We start from the raw sequence: 14,558 nt of genomic DNA, 5'->3' as shown, positions 1-14,558 counted from the left end.
CAAAAAGTGCCTCAGTTTTGGCACTTTTTGCATTTACTGCCTTGTAATTAGCCACCAACTATGAAACTAGCCTTACCTAAACTACTTCTTATACCTTTGCTCCTGCTAGGAGAACAGGCACTGGCCCAGGAAACGGAACAGGACCTGACCGATGTGCAAAAACAAACCAAAGAGTACGCCAGCCCGGGCGTAAGGGGCATGGGCAAGAGCCGGGGCATCGTGATCGGTTACGAGCGCCTGCCACAGTTCGACATGGAATCAGAGTCGGACAACCCGGAGGTGGGCAACGGACGGGCACGGGTGCGGCGGCACAATAAATTTTTCGTACGGGCACTGGCTCCTGTCATGAACAAGCCCAATAGCAAGCTGATCCTGGGTATAGACCACAAGTTTGAGGAGTTCAACTTCGAGAATGTATCGCCCGCCTCATACAGCCTGTACCGCAATCTGGAGGATAAAAACCTGAAGAGCCTGGGCCTGCAGCTGGCTTTCCTGCACTCTTTCGACGAGGTGCGTTTTATGCTGGTGCGCGCCAAGGGCGAGCTCAACGGCGACTATACCCGCGACAATGTCAACGTATCAGACTACCTGAAAACAACCGTGGACATGGCCTATGGCTGGAAGAGAACGCCTGACTTTGCCTGGGGAGTGGGCCTGCAACTCGGCTATACCTTTGGGCGGCAGCGCATCTACCCGGGCATTATGTACAACCGCACCTTCAATGATCGCTGGGGTGTGGAGTCTATCTTCCCGGCCAACCTGCGGGTGCGCTATAATGTATCTGAAAAGACGCTGCTTTACACCGGCTACCGCATTGAGGGGGCCAGCTACAACCTTTACGCTAGTGAGCCGCCGCTCTCGCAGTTCAACGACATCGAACTGCGGCGTACCGATATTAAAGGTCTCCTGCGATTGGAGCAGGAGATCTACGATTTCCTGTGGTTTGCCGTGGAGGGTGGCTTCCGGCAGTACTACCGCCATCGCGCTTTCGACGTGGTGGGCTCACGCGACGAACTGATCACCAACACACTGAAAGGAGCAGGCTATATTGGGATAGAGCTTTACGCAGTGCCACCCCGCAAACTGTTGGAGCGCAGCCAGAACCGCTAAGAAACGAAGGTATAGAAAGAACAAAGCCCGACTTGCAGGTATAGCGAGCCGGGCTTTGCTTTTATGTCAGGTACAGTTATTTCGATTTTCGAATCGGTTCCATCCCTTCGGGTATTAGCTCGCGCAGATACTCATAGGTAGCGTACTGTGACCGGATGTGGGTGGGGCTTACCTGCTGCTCTACATAGTTATTGTCTACGTCGCGAGCCTTGGTGTCATCGGCAAGCTGCAGGTCAATGATCGCGCGCAGCTGCTCCACAAGGTCTTTCTGCAGAATTGGGAAAGCCACTTCCACGCGGCGACTCAGGTTGCGTGTCATCCAGTCGGCGGAGGCCACGAAGTATTCTTCTTTGCCATCGTTGTGGAAGATGTATACCCGGGCGTGCTCCAGGTAGCGGTCCACAATGCTGCGCACCCGGATGTTCTCGCTCAGTCCCTCCACGCCCGGCACAAGGCAGCAAATGCCGCGCACCAGCAATTCGATCTTCACACCGGCCTGGCTGGCGGCGTACAGCTTCCTGATCATACGCTCGTCCTGCAGGGCATTCATCTTGAGGATCATGGACGCGGGCTTGCCTTTGCTGGCATTTTTTATTTCCCGGTTGATCAGATCCATAAAGCGGTCCCGCATGTTGATCGGGGCCATCAGCAGTTTCTTGAACTTTTTATCGTGCTGGCGATCGATGAAAAAGTTGAACACCTGCTCCACATCCTGTGTGATGTCTTTGTGAGAAGTGAACACGGCATGGTCGGCGTAGATCCTGGAAGTGTCTTCGTTGTAGTTGCCCGTGCTCAGGTAGGCGTAGTTCACCAGTTGGCCGTCCTCGTTGCGGGTGATCAGGCCTAGCTTGGTGTGCACCTTGAGATCAGGCAGACCCAGAATCACATTGGCGCCAGCCTTCTGCAGCTTGCCTGCCCAAAAAATATTCGACTCTTCATCGAAACGGGCTTTGAGCTCCACTACCACCGTTACCAGTTTCCCGCTTTTGGCAGCCTTTACCAGCGATTTGGCAATGGCCGAGTCATCGGCTACACGGTATAACGTGGCGCTCATGGCAGTTACCTTCGGGTCGTTGGCCGCTTCTTCAAAGAGGCGCAGCACGTAGTCGAAGGACTGGTAAGGATAATGCACCAGGTAATCCTGCTTTTTCATAGCCTCTATCAGGCTTTCTTCTTTCTCCAAAAGCGGGTGCACCAGGGTAGGCTGTGGTGAGTACTTCAGCTCAGGCAGGTTAAAGTCAGGGAACTGAAAGAAATCGCGGAAGTTGTGGTACTTGCTCCCTTCCACCAGTTCATCTTCCGAGATACCGGTATGAGCCATGATGGCCTCCAGCATGGGCTTAGGTGTACCCGGATCGAACAGCAGACGGGCCGGATAGCCGGTTTCACGCTTCTTCAGACTCTTCTGGATCTTGGCCATCAAACTGCCCGATACCTCTTCCTCAATATCCAGCTCTGCGTCGCGCGACACCTTCACAGCATGCGCTTCAAAGCGGGTATAATTCGGGTATAGGGCAGGCAGGCAGAAGCGGATCACATCGTCGATGAACATCACATAGCGCTGCTCATCGACCGTAGGTAATTTCACAAAGCGTCCACCATGTTTTTTAGTGGGTATCTCGAGCATGGAAAATCGCTCTGCCTTCAGGTCCTTCTTTTTAGGGTCGAAAAGGTGAACGCCCAGGTATACGGTCTGGTCTTTCAGGAAAAAATGCGTTTCGGTGTCGTCAAGCAAAAGTGGCAGGATATGGGGCTGTATATGCTCCGCAAAGTAGGTCTGTACCCACTTCTGCTGTTCTTCGCTCAGTTCGTTTTCGGTGAGCAGGTTGATGCTATGCTGGCGCAGGTCGGCCAGGATGCCTTCTCTGAAAACCTCTCCAAATTCTTCCTGTTGGCGCTTTACCTCCTGCATCACCTGCCCAAAGGTATCAGCAGGATCTTCGGACAGCTTGTCGCGGGTCTTCTTTTTAAGTTTGATGAGGCGCTTGAGCGTGGCCACGCGCACTTTAAAGTACTCGTCGAGGTTCGACGAGAAGATGGCCATGAACTTGATGCGCTCCAGTAGCGGCACAGTGCGGTCTTTCGCCTCCTGCAGCACGCGGTAGTTAAAGGCCAGCCAGCTGAGCTCACGGTTGATGAGCGGCGTGGTGGTTGGTTTTTTATCTTCGGTATTAGTTTCCATGATTTGGTTTGTTGCCCGGTGCGGAGCAATTATGTAAAGGTATAAGAAGGGCAGTCAGGTACGGGGTTATACCTGGCTGCCCTGTTGTGCTGTGTTATTTGTGATTATTGGGCACGTCGTAAAACAAAAGCCCGGCATTACTGCGGTTTATGTCGGACCAGCTATCACAGTCGAAGCGAAGCGCAACCACTCCGGCAGTAGGTATACTGGAGACATGCTTCGGTGATAGCATGTTGGCAAACTCCGAGATGGCCTCATTATGGCCCACCATCAGCATACTATCCACGTCAGCGGGTGCCTCGCGGACTATCTCCAGTAGTTCGGCAGCGCTGGCGCCATAGATGCGGTCGTCCACTGCAATGTTATCGGCATCGTAATCGAGCTCGCGGGCTACCAGGGTGGCCGTGGTGAGCGCCCGCACGGCAGGGCTCGACAGAATGAGCTGGATCTTGGCATTGTTGGCCACCAGTTCCTGCCCCATAAGCGGAGCATCCGTTCGGCCTCGTTTGTTGAGAGGTCGGTCATGGTCGCTCAGCTCTTCAAATTTCCAGCTGGACTTAGCATGACGCATGATATATAACGTTTTCATAAGATGATTCACTTTCAGAAAGGTATAACAGAGCACCTGTTACATAGTGCGCCCGCTATACATGCTGTTTACTGAAAGGAAGCGAAAATAGTTGTGAGGGGAGCAGTTGGATTGGCTTTGGTGAGGTTTGGCAGGTATAGCAGGATACGTGACAGGTATAGCAGAAGCAGAACAGGGGCAAAAACAAAAAGGGAACCGTCCATGCCGGACGGTTCCCTTTTCTGGTTCATCAAAAAAAGAAGCTTACACGTTATTCGGATACCTCTCAAAGTGGATTTCCGCCACACGTCGTTGCAACTCGGCACGCAGCTCATCGATGTTGATGCGGTTGGTGGCCGAAATAAACAGGGCAGGCGCATGCACCTTGGCCATGTAGGTAGCTTTGAGGTCTTCGATGGAAGGGCGCACTTCGTGGCCCTCTTCATTATTTCCGCCTTCTTCTCGCAGTTCCTGCTCCCGTTGCTCCAGGTATTGGTCTATTTTGTTGAACACCAACATTACGGGTTTGTCTGCCGAGTTGATGTCGAGCAGCGTGTTGTTTACCACCGCAATCTGGTCTTCAAATGATGGGTGCGACACATCTACCACGTGCACCAGCAGGTCGGCTTCGCGGATCTCGTCGAGCGTGGACTTAAAGGCCTCGATCAGCTTGGTGGGCAGCTTGCGGATGAACCCTACCGTGTCGGACAGCAGAAACGGAATGTTGTCGAGTACCACCTTGCGCACCGTGGCGTCTACGGTCGCGAAGAGTTTGTTTTCGGCAAACACATCGGACTTGGAGAGCAGGTTCATAAGCGTGGACTTGCCCACGTTGGTATAACCCACCAGCGCCACGCGCACCATACCTGACCGCGATTTGCGCTGCTCAAAATTTTGCTTTTCAAACTTCTCCAACCGGTCACGCAGCAAGGAAATTTTGTCGCGTACAATACGACGGTCGGTCTCGATCTCGGTTTCACCCGGGCCCTTCATGCCGATACCACCCTTTTGCTTGGAAAGGTGGGTCCAGAGGTTGGTCAGGCGTGGTAGCAGGTACTGGTACTGGGCCAGTTCCACCTGGGTGTGAGCCTGGGCAGTTTTGGCACGAAGCGCGAAGATGTCAAGGATCAGTAAACTTCTGTCCACGATCTTGACCTGCAACTCACGCTCGATGTTGCGCACCTGCGAAGGACTCAGGTCATCGTCAAAGATCACCATGTCGATGCTGTGTTCGGTTACGTAGGCTTTGATCTCGTCCAGTTTGCCGCTGCCCACAAAGGTGCGGGTGTCGGGTTTGTCCAGCTTCTGCACGAAGCGTTTCAGGGTCACGGCACCGGCAGTCTCGGTCAGGAAGGCCAGTTCGTCGAGGTACTCGTTGGTTTGTTCGTCGGTTTGTTTGTAACCGGGCACGGCCACCAGCACGGCAGTTTCCTGTGGCTTGGCGGTTTCGTAGTATTTTTGTTTACCCATTTTCAGATGTTAAGCGTAGCGGTTTGGCAGCCTTGTTTTTCGGCATGCCTCCTTGTACGTAATTGGTTCCAGCCCTGGTCAAGATTAGCAGGTATAGCAACTTGCAAACTGGCGGAACAGGCGCAAGTTAGGTGAAAAATTTCAGAAGAAAGGGGAAAAAGCCTAACTTGCTACCCATCTAAAAGAGCCATCCTACTTCCACTAATACCAGCATGGAGCACAAGACCCATCACATTGAAGGCCTGATCGAATTTATACCACGGGTGTTCCGCGACGAGCGGGGCTGGTTCATGGAAACCTATAATGCCAGCATGTTTGCGCCCTTTGGCATCAACCCGGTCTTTGTGCAGGACAACGAATCGGTGTCGAAGAAAGGCGTGCTGCGCGGCCTGCATTTCCAGAAGCCGCCGTATGCGCAGGGCAAGCTGGTGCGGGTTACCTCAGGTCGCGTGCTGGACGTAGCGCTTGATTTACGCAAAAACTCCCCAACATACGGACAGCATGCCACTTGCATACTCGATGCCGAGCAGCACAACATGCTCTACATACCGGAAGGCTTTGCGCACGGCTTTGTGGCGCTGGAGGACAATTCCAGCTTCCTCTACAAATGCACCAATCTCTACCATCAGCCATCTGAAGGCGGCATCCTGTGGAACGACCCCGCGCTGGGTATAGACTGGGGTGTGGCCGAGCCGCTTGTATCGCCCAAAGACGAAGTGCTGCCGCTGTTAAAGGATTTTGATTCGCCGTTTTAAAGAAGATACAAGCAGTAGAAGACAAGGCTTCTGCATGAAAGCAAAAGAACAAGGCCCGCGATCATCTGAATCGCGGGCCTTGTTCTTAGGTATAGGAGTGGCTAGAACCAGCGTACTTTTAAATCTACAAGACCTCCACCAGCGTCTCCAGACCCATCCCTCTTGAGCCCTTCACGAGCACATAACTCTCTGCAACCGGATTAGCCTCCAGCCAGCTTTGCAGCTCAGCCTTGGTAGCAAAGTAATGGAAGCGACTGTCAGTTTCAGCAGCGTGCTTCATTTCCGGGCCGCAAAGCAGCACCGTGTCAAAGTTCTGCGCTGCGATAATCTCACCGATGGCCTTGTGTTCCGTGGCGCTTTCAGTGCCCATCTCCAGCATATCACCCACAATTACGACCTTGTGTGGCGCGTTCATGCCGCCGAAATTGCGGATTGCCGCAGCCATGGAAGTTGGGTTGGCGTTGTAGGCGTCGAGGATGAGGGTGTTGGAGCCTTTCTGCATCACCTGTGAGCGGTTATTCACGGGACTGTAGTTGGCGATGGCCATGTTGGCTTTCTCCAGCGGCACGCCAAAGTACTTACCAATGCAAGCCGCAGCGGCCATGTTCTCGTAGTTGTAGCTGCCCACCAGTTGGGTGTTCACCACGTGGCCTTCTTCGTCCTTGTACACCACGTAAGGAGAAGCCTCCAGCAATTCGCTGTGATAAAAATCGCCAGCGGCAGGGTAGGTGACTTTGCTTTCGATGCGGCGGCTCATGCGCATCAGGTGCTCATTGCCGGTGTTCACAAATACGGTTCCGCCATGCTCCAACAGGTGTACGTAGAGCTCGCTCTTGCCGCGTGCCACACCCTCCAGACTTCCAAAGCCCTCCAGGTGCGCCTTGCCGATGTTGGTGATCATCCCATGTGTTGGCATCGCAATGCTGCTGAGCAGAGCAATTTCCCCGATGTGGTTGGCGCCCATCTCGATGATCGCCATTTCGTGCTCGGGCTTGAGGCGCAGCAAAGTGAGCGGCACCCCAATGTGGTTGTTGAGGTTGCCCTGGGTATAAAGCGTGTTGAACTGCTGGCTCAGCACCGCATAGATCAACTCTTTGGTCGTAGTTTTGCCGTTGCTGCCCGTGATGCCGATCACAGGTATACTCAGCTGCTGTCGGTGGTAACGGGCCAGGTCCTGCAGCGCCTGTAGGGTATCTTCCACTACAAATACATGGTCAGAGGCCAGCGCCGGATCGTCTACCACGGCGTATTTGGCACCTTTGTCCAGGGCGCCCTGTGCGAACTTGGCTCCCTTGAAATTAGGACCATTCAGGGCGAAAAACAGGCTTTGGTCCTGCGGGGCACGGGAGTCGGTGCTGACGTGGCGGCACTCCAGGTATTTTTGGTAAAGAAAGTCGATGCTGTTCGGCATGAAATGCGTATTTTTAGTCTGTAATTTGGTAGAAGCTGCCCAAGATAAGGTATAACAAGCTGCTGCCTTGGCAATATACATCCAAAACGGCAAAAGCAACAGCCCGATTGCCTAACAAACTGTCTATGCGCTATCTGTTGTCACTCCTCTTTTTCCTTTTACTTATACCTGACGTTGTGGCGCAGGAGCCGCTGCGATTCCAGCAACGCACGGATATACCTGTAAAGGTCGGTGAAACTGAACTACGCAACCCCTGGGGCGGTGGACTCAACACGCCGCAATTCTCCACCATCGACCTGAACAAAGACGGGCGCGACGACCTGTTTGTCTTCGACCGTATGTTGCGCAAAGTCTATACCTACCTGGCCGTGCAGGAGGGAGGCCAGTGGCAGTATAAGTATGCTCCCGAGTACGAGGCTATGTTCCCGGCCGAACTCGAAAACTGGGTGCTGCTGCGCGACTATAATTGCGACGGTCTGAAAGATATCTTTACCAGCACACCACTCGGTATACGGGTATACCGGCAGGAGGCCACCAGCAACAAGTATCCGACTTTTGTGCTGGCACAGGATGCCCTCTTTTACCGGAGCCGCAATGGCGTGAACACCATCAATATGCAAATGAATATTTCCGATATACCTGCCATCGTGGACATGGACGGCGACGGCGACCTGGATATCCTGCTCTCAGAATTTTCGGGGGGCTATACCCTGGAGTATTACCAGAACATGCAGGTGGAGGAAAGCAAACCATGCGGATCGCTGGAGTTTGCGCTCTCCTCCGACTGGTGGGGGCAGATTACGGAGTGCCATGGCTGCAACAATTTTGGCTTCGGCATACAGTGCCGTATGGCAGGTCCCCTGCACTCGGGCCACGACGGCTCCGCGCTGCTGGCCATTGACCTGGACGGCGACGGAGATAAAGACCTGCTGATGGGCAGCGTGGAGTGCGAGAGCCTTGTGAAGATGGATAACGTGGGCACTAAGACGCAGGCCCGGATGGAAAGCTTCGAGACGGTTTTTCCGGCAGGCAACCGTGCTGCCAGTTTCAAACTTTTTCCGGCGGCCTACTCCGAAGATGTGACTTTTGATGGTGTACCTGACCTGCTCGTGGCACCGAACAGCGGCGAGAACGGAGGCGACCTGGAGTTGCAGCGCTCATCCTGGCTCTATCGCAACACGGGCACCGCCAGCCAGCCGAACTTTGAGTTTGCGCAGGATAACTTTCTGCAAAGCCAGATGATCGACCTGGGCGAAAACGCCTACCCCGCTTTTGCCGACATCAACGGCGACGGCCTGCTCGACCTGTTAGTCGGCAATGGTCGGGCGAACCGCAATGGCCGCGTTGTGGCAACGCTCAGCCTCTACCTCAACACCGGTACCTTGGCAGAACCCGCTTTCACGTTCGTGACCGACGATTACCTGGCCCTGTCTAACCAGAACATGCTTTCGCTGAAGCCGTCTTTCTTCGACATCAACCAGGATGGCGTGCCGGATCTCGTCCTGACCTTCACAACGCAGTCCGGTTCAGGCCATGACCATAACCATGCGGGTGCCACGCACATAGGCTATTACGTCAACAATGCAAAAGTCGGTCAGCCTTATGCTTATAACACTACCCGCCTATTGCACCTCCATACACTGGCAAATGGCGACACCCCACACCTGTTTAGAGTGGATGGGCAGCGCGTGGAAATGCTGGTCGGGAAAGCCGGCGGCACGCTGGATTACTACCGCTCTTCCGGAAACGGCTTTGTGCTGGAGAAGCAAAGCATCGGGGGCATCAAATTCGATTTTTACCGCCGCAACCTGGCACCAGTGGTAGTGGACATTGACGGTAATGCCAAGCTTGATCTGCTCACCGTGGACGATAGCGGAGCACTGCGTATTTACAACGACTTCCTGGAAAATCTGGAAGGGGACTTTACCGAAACAACCGAGGTGCTGGAAAACGAGCTGATAGGAGAGGCGCAAACTTCCCGCTTTGGTCGCGGACTAAGCCTGGCAGTGGCCGAACTGGGCGGACCCTACAAGCTATACCTGGCCATTGGTACCCAAGGAGGGGGCGTAAACCTATTGCAGCAGACTGGAGGCAATTACGGAAATCCGAATGACAAGTCGAGCGGCCTGGAACTGAAGGTATACCCGAATCCGGTAGCAGGCGCCCAGCAGCCTGTGCAGGTACGGGCGGGCGAGGCAGTTTCTATCGTGCTACACGACATGATCGGGCGCAAAGTATACGACGGAGCCGATAGCTTTAACCGCCGCCATACCTTAAATGTGGATCACCTGAAGGCAGGCGTATACCTGCTACGTGCCACCTCTCGCGACGGCCGCCATGAAACCCGTAGACTGGTAATTCACTAATGCAGGCCTTTCTGCTTATTGATCTCTCGGAGGAAACCTCATTCGATAAACCCATCCTCAGAATGGTGCGGCAGCACGCGCCTGCTATACCTGTATTTGATGTAGACGCCAGGTCTGATACCACCCTGCAGCAGTACGGGGTGCGCCTGCTGCAGGAAAATCAGGAAACGGTGGTGTGTATAAAGGGTGGGTCCGGGGATTTAAACCGGCTGATGCCGCTACTCGAGGAGTTGCTTTTGCCACATGCACAGCGGCACATTCTGCTCATCGGTCAGCAGCCCCGCCTGCTGCGGATGCTGCAGGCCCGGACAGGTATAGCCTATACCTTACTGTCCGACGAAGAGGCGCTGCGTCAGTTTCTGACAAAATCAGTTTAGTGTAAAATCATCCGCATCGAGGTGCGCCGGGAAAGCCTCCCGGAAATCGGTCAACTCCTGTTTGGTCAAGGTGATGGTGTGTACACCTTCCGCTTCGGCTGTCTCGAGCAGCTTGTGTCCTTTAGGATGGATGATGGCGGAGTCGCCAGTATAGGGGTGCCCGTTGCCGTCTGTTCCAACGCGGTTCACGCCCACCACATAGCTCAGGTTCTCGATGGCGCGGGCCTGCAAAAGCGTGCTCCAGGCATAGTTGCGTGGTTTGGGCCAGTTGGCGACGTAGAGCAACAAATCGTACTGGCTATTCATGTTGCGGCTCCATACCGGGAAACGTAAATCGTAGCACACCAGTGGGCAAATGTTCCAGCCTTTCAGTTCCACCAATAGCTTTTCTTTGCCCGCGGTATAGCTGTGATGCTCTTTTGCCATCCGGAAGAGGTGGCGTTTGTTGTAGTGCTCGTGAGTACCGTCAGCACGCACCCAGTACAGTCTGTTGTAATAATTCTCTCCTTCTTTCACAATCACACTGCCCGTCAGCACGGCGTTATACCTGGCCGCTTCCACCTTCATCCATTGCAGCGTAGGTCCCTCTGCTTCCTCAGCCAGCTCACTCGCCTGCATACTAAAACCAGTCGTAAACATTTCAGGCAGCACAATCAGGTCTGTTGCAGGTGCTACAGCAGCCAGTTTTTCCGAGAACATGGCTCGGTTTGCGGTGGCGTCCTGCCAATGCAGTGCGGTTTGGATGATGGTGATGCGTAAGTCTTGCATGGGTGATAGGTATAAACAAAAACGCTTTATGATTGTACTGACACTTTATCCCAAGCTAACCCTTTTGTCATTCTGAAAGAATCTTGGTTAAAAGGGAGGTAAGCTCTTGCTTCGAGTCTTCTACTGTTGCTTAGGTTAACTTACTATGTTTCATTGCTTCGCCTGTGCGGCGGGCACCTACTTTTTTCCTTGATGAAAAAATAGAGGGCCCCTCCCCCCAGTAGGCAAAAAAATCAAGACGCTCCAAACTCGCTGAACGCTCGAACAGTGGAGCGCCGTAAAGTGCACCTGGCCATTTTGGTATGTTTCATCGCTTATGGGGCAAGGATGTCTTGCCATACCTGCCAGTGGTTGTGTAATATAAGACTTATACCTAAGCCTTCCATCACATTAGCTAAATGCTCTTGACAAAGGTCCCTTTCATCTCGAAGAGTTGAGATTCGCTTCGTAAACCTGGCTGAAGTTGTTGTCCTGTATATATAGATTTATAAACCATCAACAATTTAACCATCAATAATTTAGCCATCAACCATCACAACTTCACCAGCCGCTCCGCGGCCTGTCTCAAGGTCTCCTCACTTTTGGCGAAGCAGAAGCGTAGGTAGTGGTGGTCGGTTTTGTTGTGGTAGAAGGCTGAGACAGGGACAGAGGCTACGCCGATTTCCTGCGTGAGGCGCTTGGCAAAGCCCAGGTCGTGCTCTTGAGAAATAGTGTCATACTTCAGCAGCTGAAAATAAGTGCCGGCCGAAGGTATAAGCTCAAACCGCGATGGCTGCACCAACTCACAGAACAAGTCGCGTTTGGCCTGGTAGAAGTCGGGCAGGGAGTGGTAGTGGGCTTCGTTGTCCATGTAGTCGGCGATGGCTAGTTGTAGTGGCGTAACCGTGCTGAAAGTAATGAACTGGTGCATCTTGCGCAGCTCGGCTGTAAGCGCTGGTGGCGCTACTACATAGCCGATCTTCCAGCCGGTGGTGTGGTAGGTTTTCCCGAAAGAGGAGACCACAAAGGCCCGCTGCCGCAACGACTCGATCTGTAAGGCGCTCACGTGCTCCTTCCCGTCAAATACCATGTGCTCATATACCTCATCGCTCAGGATCAGGATGTCAGTGCCGTCGGTCAGGTTGGCTAGCTTTTCCAGGTCTTCTCTCGGAATCACGGCGCCGGTCGGGTTGTGTGGCGTGTTGATGATGATCAGGCGGGTGCGGCTTGAGATGTTCTTCTTCAGTAAGTCCCAGTCGATGCTGAAGTCAGGCAAGGCCAGGGGCACATAGATCGGGATGCCGCCTGCCAGCCGGATGGCCGGTGCGTAGCTGTCGTAGCAGGGCTCCAGCACCACCACTTCGTCGCCTGATTTTACCACGGCCGTGATGGCAGCGAACAACGCCTCCGTAGCGCCGGACGTAACCGTTACTTCCTGGTCCGGGTCCGGGCGGTAACCGTATACCTTCTCTGTTTTTTCGCTTATCTTGTGGCGCAAAGCCGGCATGCCGGGCATCGGGGCATACTGGTTGTAGCCTTCCTGCATGTACTTGGTCACAAGTGCTATCAACTCATCAGGGCAGTTAAAATCAGGGAAGCCCTGCGACAGGTTGATGGCACCATGCTCATTGGCGAGCGCCGACATCACAGCGAAAATACTGGTGCCGACATCGGGTAGTTTGCTGCTTGGGTAGTTGATCATAAGGAAGGTTTTGTGCTGATAGACGAAGATAGAAGTTATAGGGAATATACCAAGTATAAATTAGCTAAGGGACTGCTCCACGAGTTGTTGCAGCACAGGTATAGCTTCCTGCTCAAACCAGGGGTTGCGCTGCAGCCAAAACTGATTGCGCGGCGAGGGGTGGGGCAGGGGCATGTACGCAGGCAGATATTCGGCCCAGTTCGTTACGGTTTCGGTAAGGGTAGGTCTGGCCCTTTCACCCAGAAAGTAGTCTTGCGCATACTTGCCAACCAGCAGCGTGAGCTGAACATGGGGCAGCAGGGGTAAAAGTTGCTGGTGCCAGTGCCGGGCACACTCGGGGCGGGGAGGCAGGTCACCGCTCTTGCCTTTGCCGGGGTAACAGAAACCCATCGGGATGATCGCCACCTGTTGCTCGTCATAAAATACCTCCGGGTCTATGCCCATCCACTGCCTGAGGCGTTTGCCGCTCTGGTCGTCCCATGGGATGCCACTGGCGTGTACCCTGGTCCCCGGCGCCTGCCCTACTATCAGCAGGCGTGCGGAAGGAGATGCTCGCAGCACTGGCCTTGGCCCATGTGGCAAATGTTCGGCGCAAAGGCGACAGGCACGTACCTGCTCAAGCAATATGTTTAGTGTAGCGGTCATTTGGCGTGCAAAGGTATAGCGATCTGCTAACAAAATGTTTTTTCAACCTGTATAATCAGGTTATATGCAGCATTTTATACGTTTTGTATTTCTTCTGTTTTTGTGTCTTACGCTGATCTCTTATGGCTGGGCACAGTCGCCCCCTGCCTATAAAAATGCCTTCACTATTAAATTTTTCGGCTTGTCGATGCACCTGCGCCAAACGCCGTACCCCGAGCTGTTTAAAAACAGGCTCGACCAGAAAGGTATAGCCGTGCTGAATTTTGGAGGCATCGTGGGCTATGACCGGTTTGTGGTGCGCGAAGTTATTAGTGTGCGGGTAGAGCAGGGGCTTTACTCCGACTGTGCCTCGTCGCTGGCCGGCTTCACGCACCTGGGTTGGCGTGGCCAGATTTTCAGGACAGGGCGCCACTCGCTAAATGGCGGCTTTGGCCCCACTCTGGTATACCGCCGCGACTGGAACCGGCTGCGTGGCTACGAAGACGATGGTTACTTTGACCGCAGCGGCGACTGGCAGTACAAGTTTTACTGGTACGGCGGTGAGTTTGAGTACAACTATCAGTTGAAGGGGCAGTATGATTTGTCGCTTAACCTGGTACCCGGCATACCAGAACTAGTGTCGTTTGGAGCCGGGTTCAGGAAGCGTTTCTAAATTTTACGGGGCATACCGCTACCAGCCGCGCTCATCCCAGTCTTCGTCGCGACGGCTCTGCTGCCGGCGGCGCTGCTCACGCAACGGAGGGAGTTGTTCGTGCTGCTGCCATCTGTCGCGGGCGTGCTGGTTTTCGGCACTGTAGTGGTCGTTGCTATCGCGCCAATCGCGGTGTTCGTCTCTTCTGTGGGGTGTGTGGTGGTCGTCCGAAAAGCCGTGCTGGTGTCGATTTATGCTTTCCTGCTGCTGACGTTCGCTTTGCTGCTGTCTGTACTCATGCCGCTCCCGCTCTTCCCGCGTACGCATTTCTTCGTAATGCCTTCTCTCATGATCGTTCATAAAAGGTCTGGGTTCTTCCCAACGGCTGCGAAAGTTCTGCTGCCCCATTTCGTGGCGTGGGTGCGAACGATGTGGGCGTTCGTGCCGCTCATGTCGTCTCTCTTCTTCCTCGTGATGCATATCTTTTCTTTTAATGTCCAACGATATCTAAAACAAAGCACCGGTGCTGCAGGAGGCTGCAGTTCGAAAGGGCTACAGTCAGGTATGGCACAGCACCGGGTTTTATGTACGGGC

14 protein-coding genes are annotated in these 14,558 nt (G+C 53.9%); 5 read left to right on the top strand and 9 right to left on the bottom strand.

Annotated features, from left to right (window positions below; all coding sequences use genetic code 11):
* The first annotated feature begins 60 nt into the window (after positions 1-60).
* Positions 61-1,110, top strand: coding sequence for a DUF6268 family outer membrane beta-barrel protein (locus C8E01_RS02355; protein WP_133242702.1), 1,050 nt, complete (start codon positions 61-63; stop codon positions 1,108-1,110).
* Between the two features lie 76 nt (positions 1,111-1,186).
* Here the strand turns inward: C8E01_RS02355 and ppk1 are convergent, their stop codons facing one another.
* From ppk1 to hflX, 4 genes are all read right to left on the bottom strand, one after another.
* Positions 1,187-3,292 carry a polyphosphate kinase 1 gene (gene ppk1, locus C8E01_RS02350; protein ID WP_116541732.1) on the bottom strand — a complete coding sequence of 702 codons (2,106 nt, stop codon included), beginning with the start codon at positions 3,290-3,292 and terminating at the stop codon, positions 1,187-1,189.
* Positions 3,293-3,386: 94 nt separating this feature from the next.
* On the bottom strand, positions 3,387-3,881 hold the full coding sequence (locus C8E01_RS02345) for a SixA phosphatase family protein (protein ID WP_116541731.1): 495 nt from the start codon (positions 3,879-3,881) through the stop codon (positions 3,387-3,389).
* Between the two features lie 68 nt (positions 3,882-3,949).
* Positions 3,950-4,111 carry a hypothetical protein gene (locus tag C8E01_RS21560; RefSeq protein WP_165820535.1) on the bottom strand — a complete coding sequence of 54 codons (162 nt, stop codon included), beginning with the start codon at positions 4,109-4,111 and terminating at the stop codon, positions 3,950-3,952.
* Between the two features lie 13 nt (positions 4,112-4,124).
* Positions 4,125-5,330 carry a GTPase HflX gene (gene hflX, locus C8E01_RS02340; RefSeq protein ID WP_116541730.1) on the bottom strand — a complete coding sequence of 402 codons (1,206 nt, stop codon included), beginning with the start codon at positions 5,328-5,330 and terminating at the stop codon, positions 4,125-4,127.
* Between the two features lie 212 nt (positions 5,331-5,542).
* Here hflX and rfbC point away from each other — a divergent pair, with 212 nt between their 5' ends.
* Positions 5,543-6,085, top strand: coding sequence for a dTDP-4-dehydrorhamnose 3,5-epimerase (gene rfbC, locus C8E01_RS02335; protein WP_116541729.1), 543 nt, complete (start codon positions 5,543-5,545; stop codon positions 6,083-6,085).
* A 124-nt stretch (positions 6,086-6,209) separates the two neighbouring features.
* Here the strand turns inward: rfbC and C8E01_RS02330 are convergent, their stop codons facing one another.
* On the bottom strand, positions 6,210-7,496 hold the full coding sequence (locus C8E01_RS02330) for a UDP-N-acetylmuramoyl-tripeptide--D-alanyl-D-alanine ligase (protein ID WP_116541728.1): 1,287 nt from the start codon (positions 7,494-7,496) through the stop codon (positions 6,210-6,212).
* 107 nt (positions 7,497-7,603) lie between these two features.
* Between C8E01_RS02330 and C8E01_RS02325 the strand changes: the two genes are divergently transcribed.
* Positions 7,604-9,862 (top strand): T9SS type A sorting domain-containing protein, encoded by a 2,259-nt coding sequence (locus C8E01_RS02325; protein WP_165820534.1) that lies wholly within the window; start codon positions 7,604-7,606, stop codon positions 9,860-9,862.
* The gene (locus C8E01_RS02320; RefSeq protein WP_116541726.1) at positions 9,862-10,239 is read left to right on the top strand and encodes a hypothetical protein; all 378 of its coding nucleotides are present in this window, start codon (positions 9,862-9,864) and stop codon (positions 10,237-10,239) included. The genes C8E01_RS02325 and C8E01_RS02320 overlap by 1 nt, the downstream gene beginning before the upstream one ends.
* Here the strand turns inward: C8E01_RS02320 and C8E01_RS02315 are convergent.
* The 3 genes from C8E01_RS02315 to C8E01_RS02305 all read right to left on the bottom strand — a co-directional run bounded on the left by C8E01_RS02315 (position 10,231) and on the right by C8E01_RS02305 (position 13,333).
* Positions 10,231-11,007, bottom strand: coding sequence for an amidohydrolase (locus tag C8E01_RS02315; RefSeq protein ID WP_116541725.1), 777 nt, complete (start codon positions 11,005-11,007; stop codon positions 10,231-10,233). The two genes, C8E01_RS02320 and C8E01_RS02315, sit on opposite strands and share 9 nt — an antisense overlap.
* A gap of 532 nt (positions 11,008-11,539) precedes the next feature.
* On the bottom strand, positions 11,540-12,688 hold the full coding sequence (locus tag C8E01_RS02310) for a methionine aminotransferase (RefSeq protein ID WP_116541724.1): 1,149 nt from the start codon (positions 12,686-12,688) through the stop codon (positions 11,540-11,542).
* A 60-nt stretch (positions 12,689-12,748) separates the two neighbouring features.
* The gene (locus C8E01_RS02305) at positions 12,749-13,333 is read right to left on the bottom strand and encodes a uracil-DNA glycosylase family protein (RefSeq protein ID WP_116541723.1); all 585 of its coding nucleotides are present in this window, start codon (positions 13,331-13,333) and stop codon (positions 12,749-12,751) included.
* A gap of 64 nt (positions 13,334-13,397) precedes the next feature.
* Here C8E01_RS02305 and C8E01_RS02300 point away from each other — a divergent pair, with 64 nt between their 5' ends.
* Positions 13,398-13,985: a hypothetical protein gene (locus C8E01_RS02300; RefSeq protein WP_243409384.1), complete on the top strand. Its 588-nt coding sequence runs from the start codon at positions 13,398-13,400 to the stop codon at positions 13,983-13,985.
* A gap of 18 nt (positions 13,986-14,003) precedes the next feature.
* Here C8E01_RS02300 and C8E01_RS02295 read toward each other — a convergent pair whose 3' ends face one another.
* Positions 14,004-14,444, bottom strand: a complete 441-nt coding sequence (locus C8E01_RS02295; protein ID WP_116541722.1) for an acyltransferase — start codon at positions 14,442-14,444, stop codon at positions 14,004-14,006.
* Positions 14,445-14,558: the final 114 nt, after the last annotated feature.

This window comes from Pontibacter virosus (assembly GCF_003096355.1).
Classification (GTDB): domain Bacteria; phylum Bacteroidota; class Bacteroidia; order Cytophagales; family Hymenobacteraceae; genus Pontibacter; species Pontibacter virosus.
Note: the sequence above shows the minus strand (reverse complement) of the source record. Positions and strands in the feature narration are given on the sequence as shown.

Coding starts and splice junctions, on each gene's coding strand:
- ppk1 (WP_116541732.1), bottom strand. CDS start 3,292: ATGGAAACTAATACCGAAGATAAAAAACCAACCACCACGCCGCTCATC.
- C8E01_RS02295 (WP_116541722.1), bottom strand. CDS start 14,444: ATGCATCACGAGGAAGAAGAGAGACGACATGAGCGGCACGAACGCCCA.
- C8E01_RS02355 (WP_133242702.1), top strand. CDS start 61: ATGAAACTAGCCTTACCTAAACTACTTCTTATACCTTTGCTCCTGCTA.
- C8E01_RS21560 (WP_165820535.1), bottom strand. CDS start 4,111: ATGAACCAGAAAAGGGAACCGTCCGGCATGGACGGTTCCCTTTTTGTT.
- C8E01_RS02345 (WP_116541731.1), bottom strand. CDS start 3,881: ATGAAAACGTTATATATCATGCGTCATGCTAAGTCCAGCTGGAAATTT.
- C8E01_RS02305 (WP_116541723.1), bottom strand. CDS start 13,333: ATGACCGCTACACTAAACATATTGCTTGAGCAGGTACGTGCCTGTCGC.
- C8E01_RS02330 (WP_116541728.1), bottom strand. CDS start 7,496: ATGCCGAACAGCATCGACTTTCTTTACCAAAAATACCTGGAGTGCCGC.
- hflX (WP_116541730.1), bottom strand. CDS start 5,330: ATGGGTAAACAAAAATACTACGAAACCGCCAAGCCACAGGAAACTGCC.
- C8E01_RS02310 (WP_116541724.1), bottom strand. CDS start 12,688: ATGATCAACTACCCAAGCAGCAAACTACCCGATGTCGGCACCAGTATT.
- rfbC (WP_116541729.1), top strand. CDS start 5,543: ATGGAGCACAAGACCCATCACATTGAAGGCCTGATCGAATTTATACCA.
- C8E01_RS02320 (WP_116541726.1), top strand. CDS start 9,862: ATGCAGGCCTTTCTGCTTATTGATCTCTCGGAGGAAACCTCATTCGAT.
- C8E01_RS02300 (WP_243409384.1), top strand. CDS start 13,398: ATGCAGCATTTTATACGTTTTGTATTTCTTCTGTTTTTGTGTCTTACG.
- C8E01_RS02315 (WP_116541725.1), bottom strand. CDS start 11,007: ATGCAAGACTTACGCATCACCATCATCCAAACCGCACTGCATTGGCAG.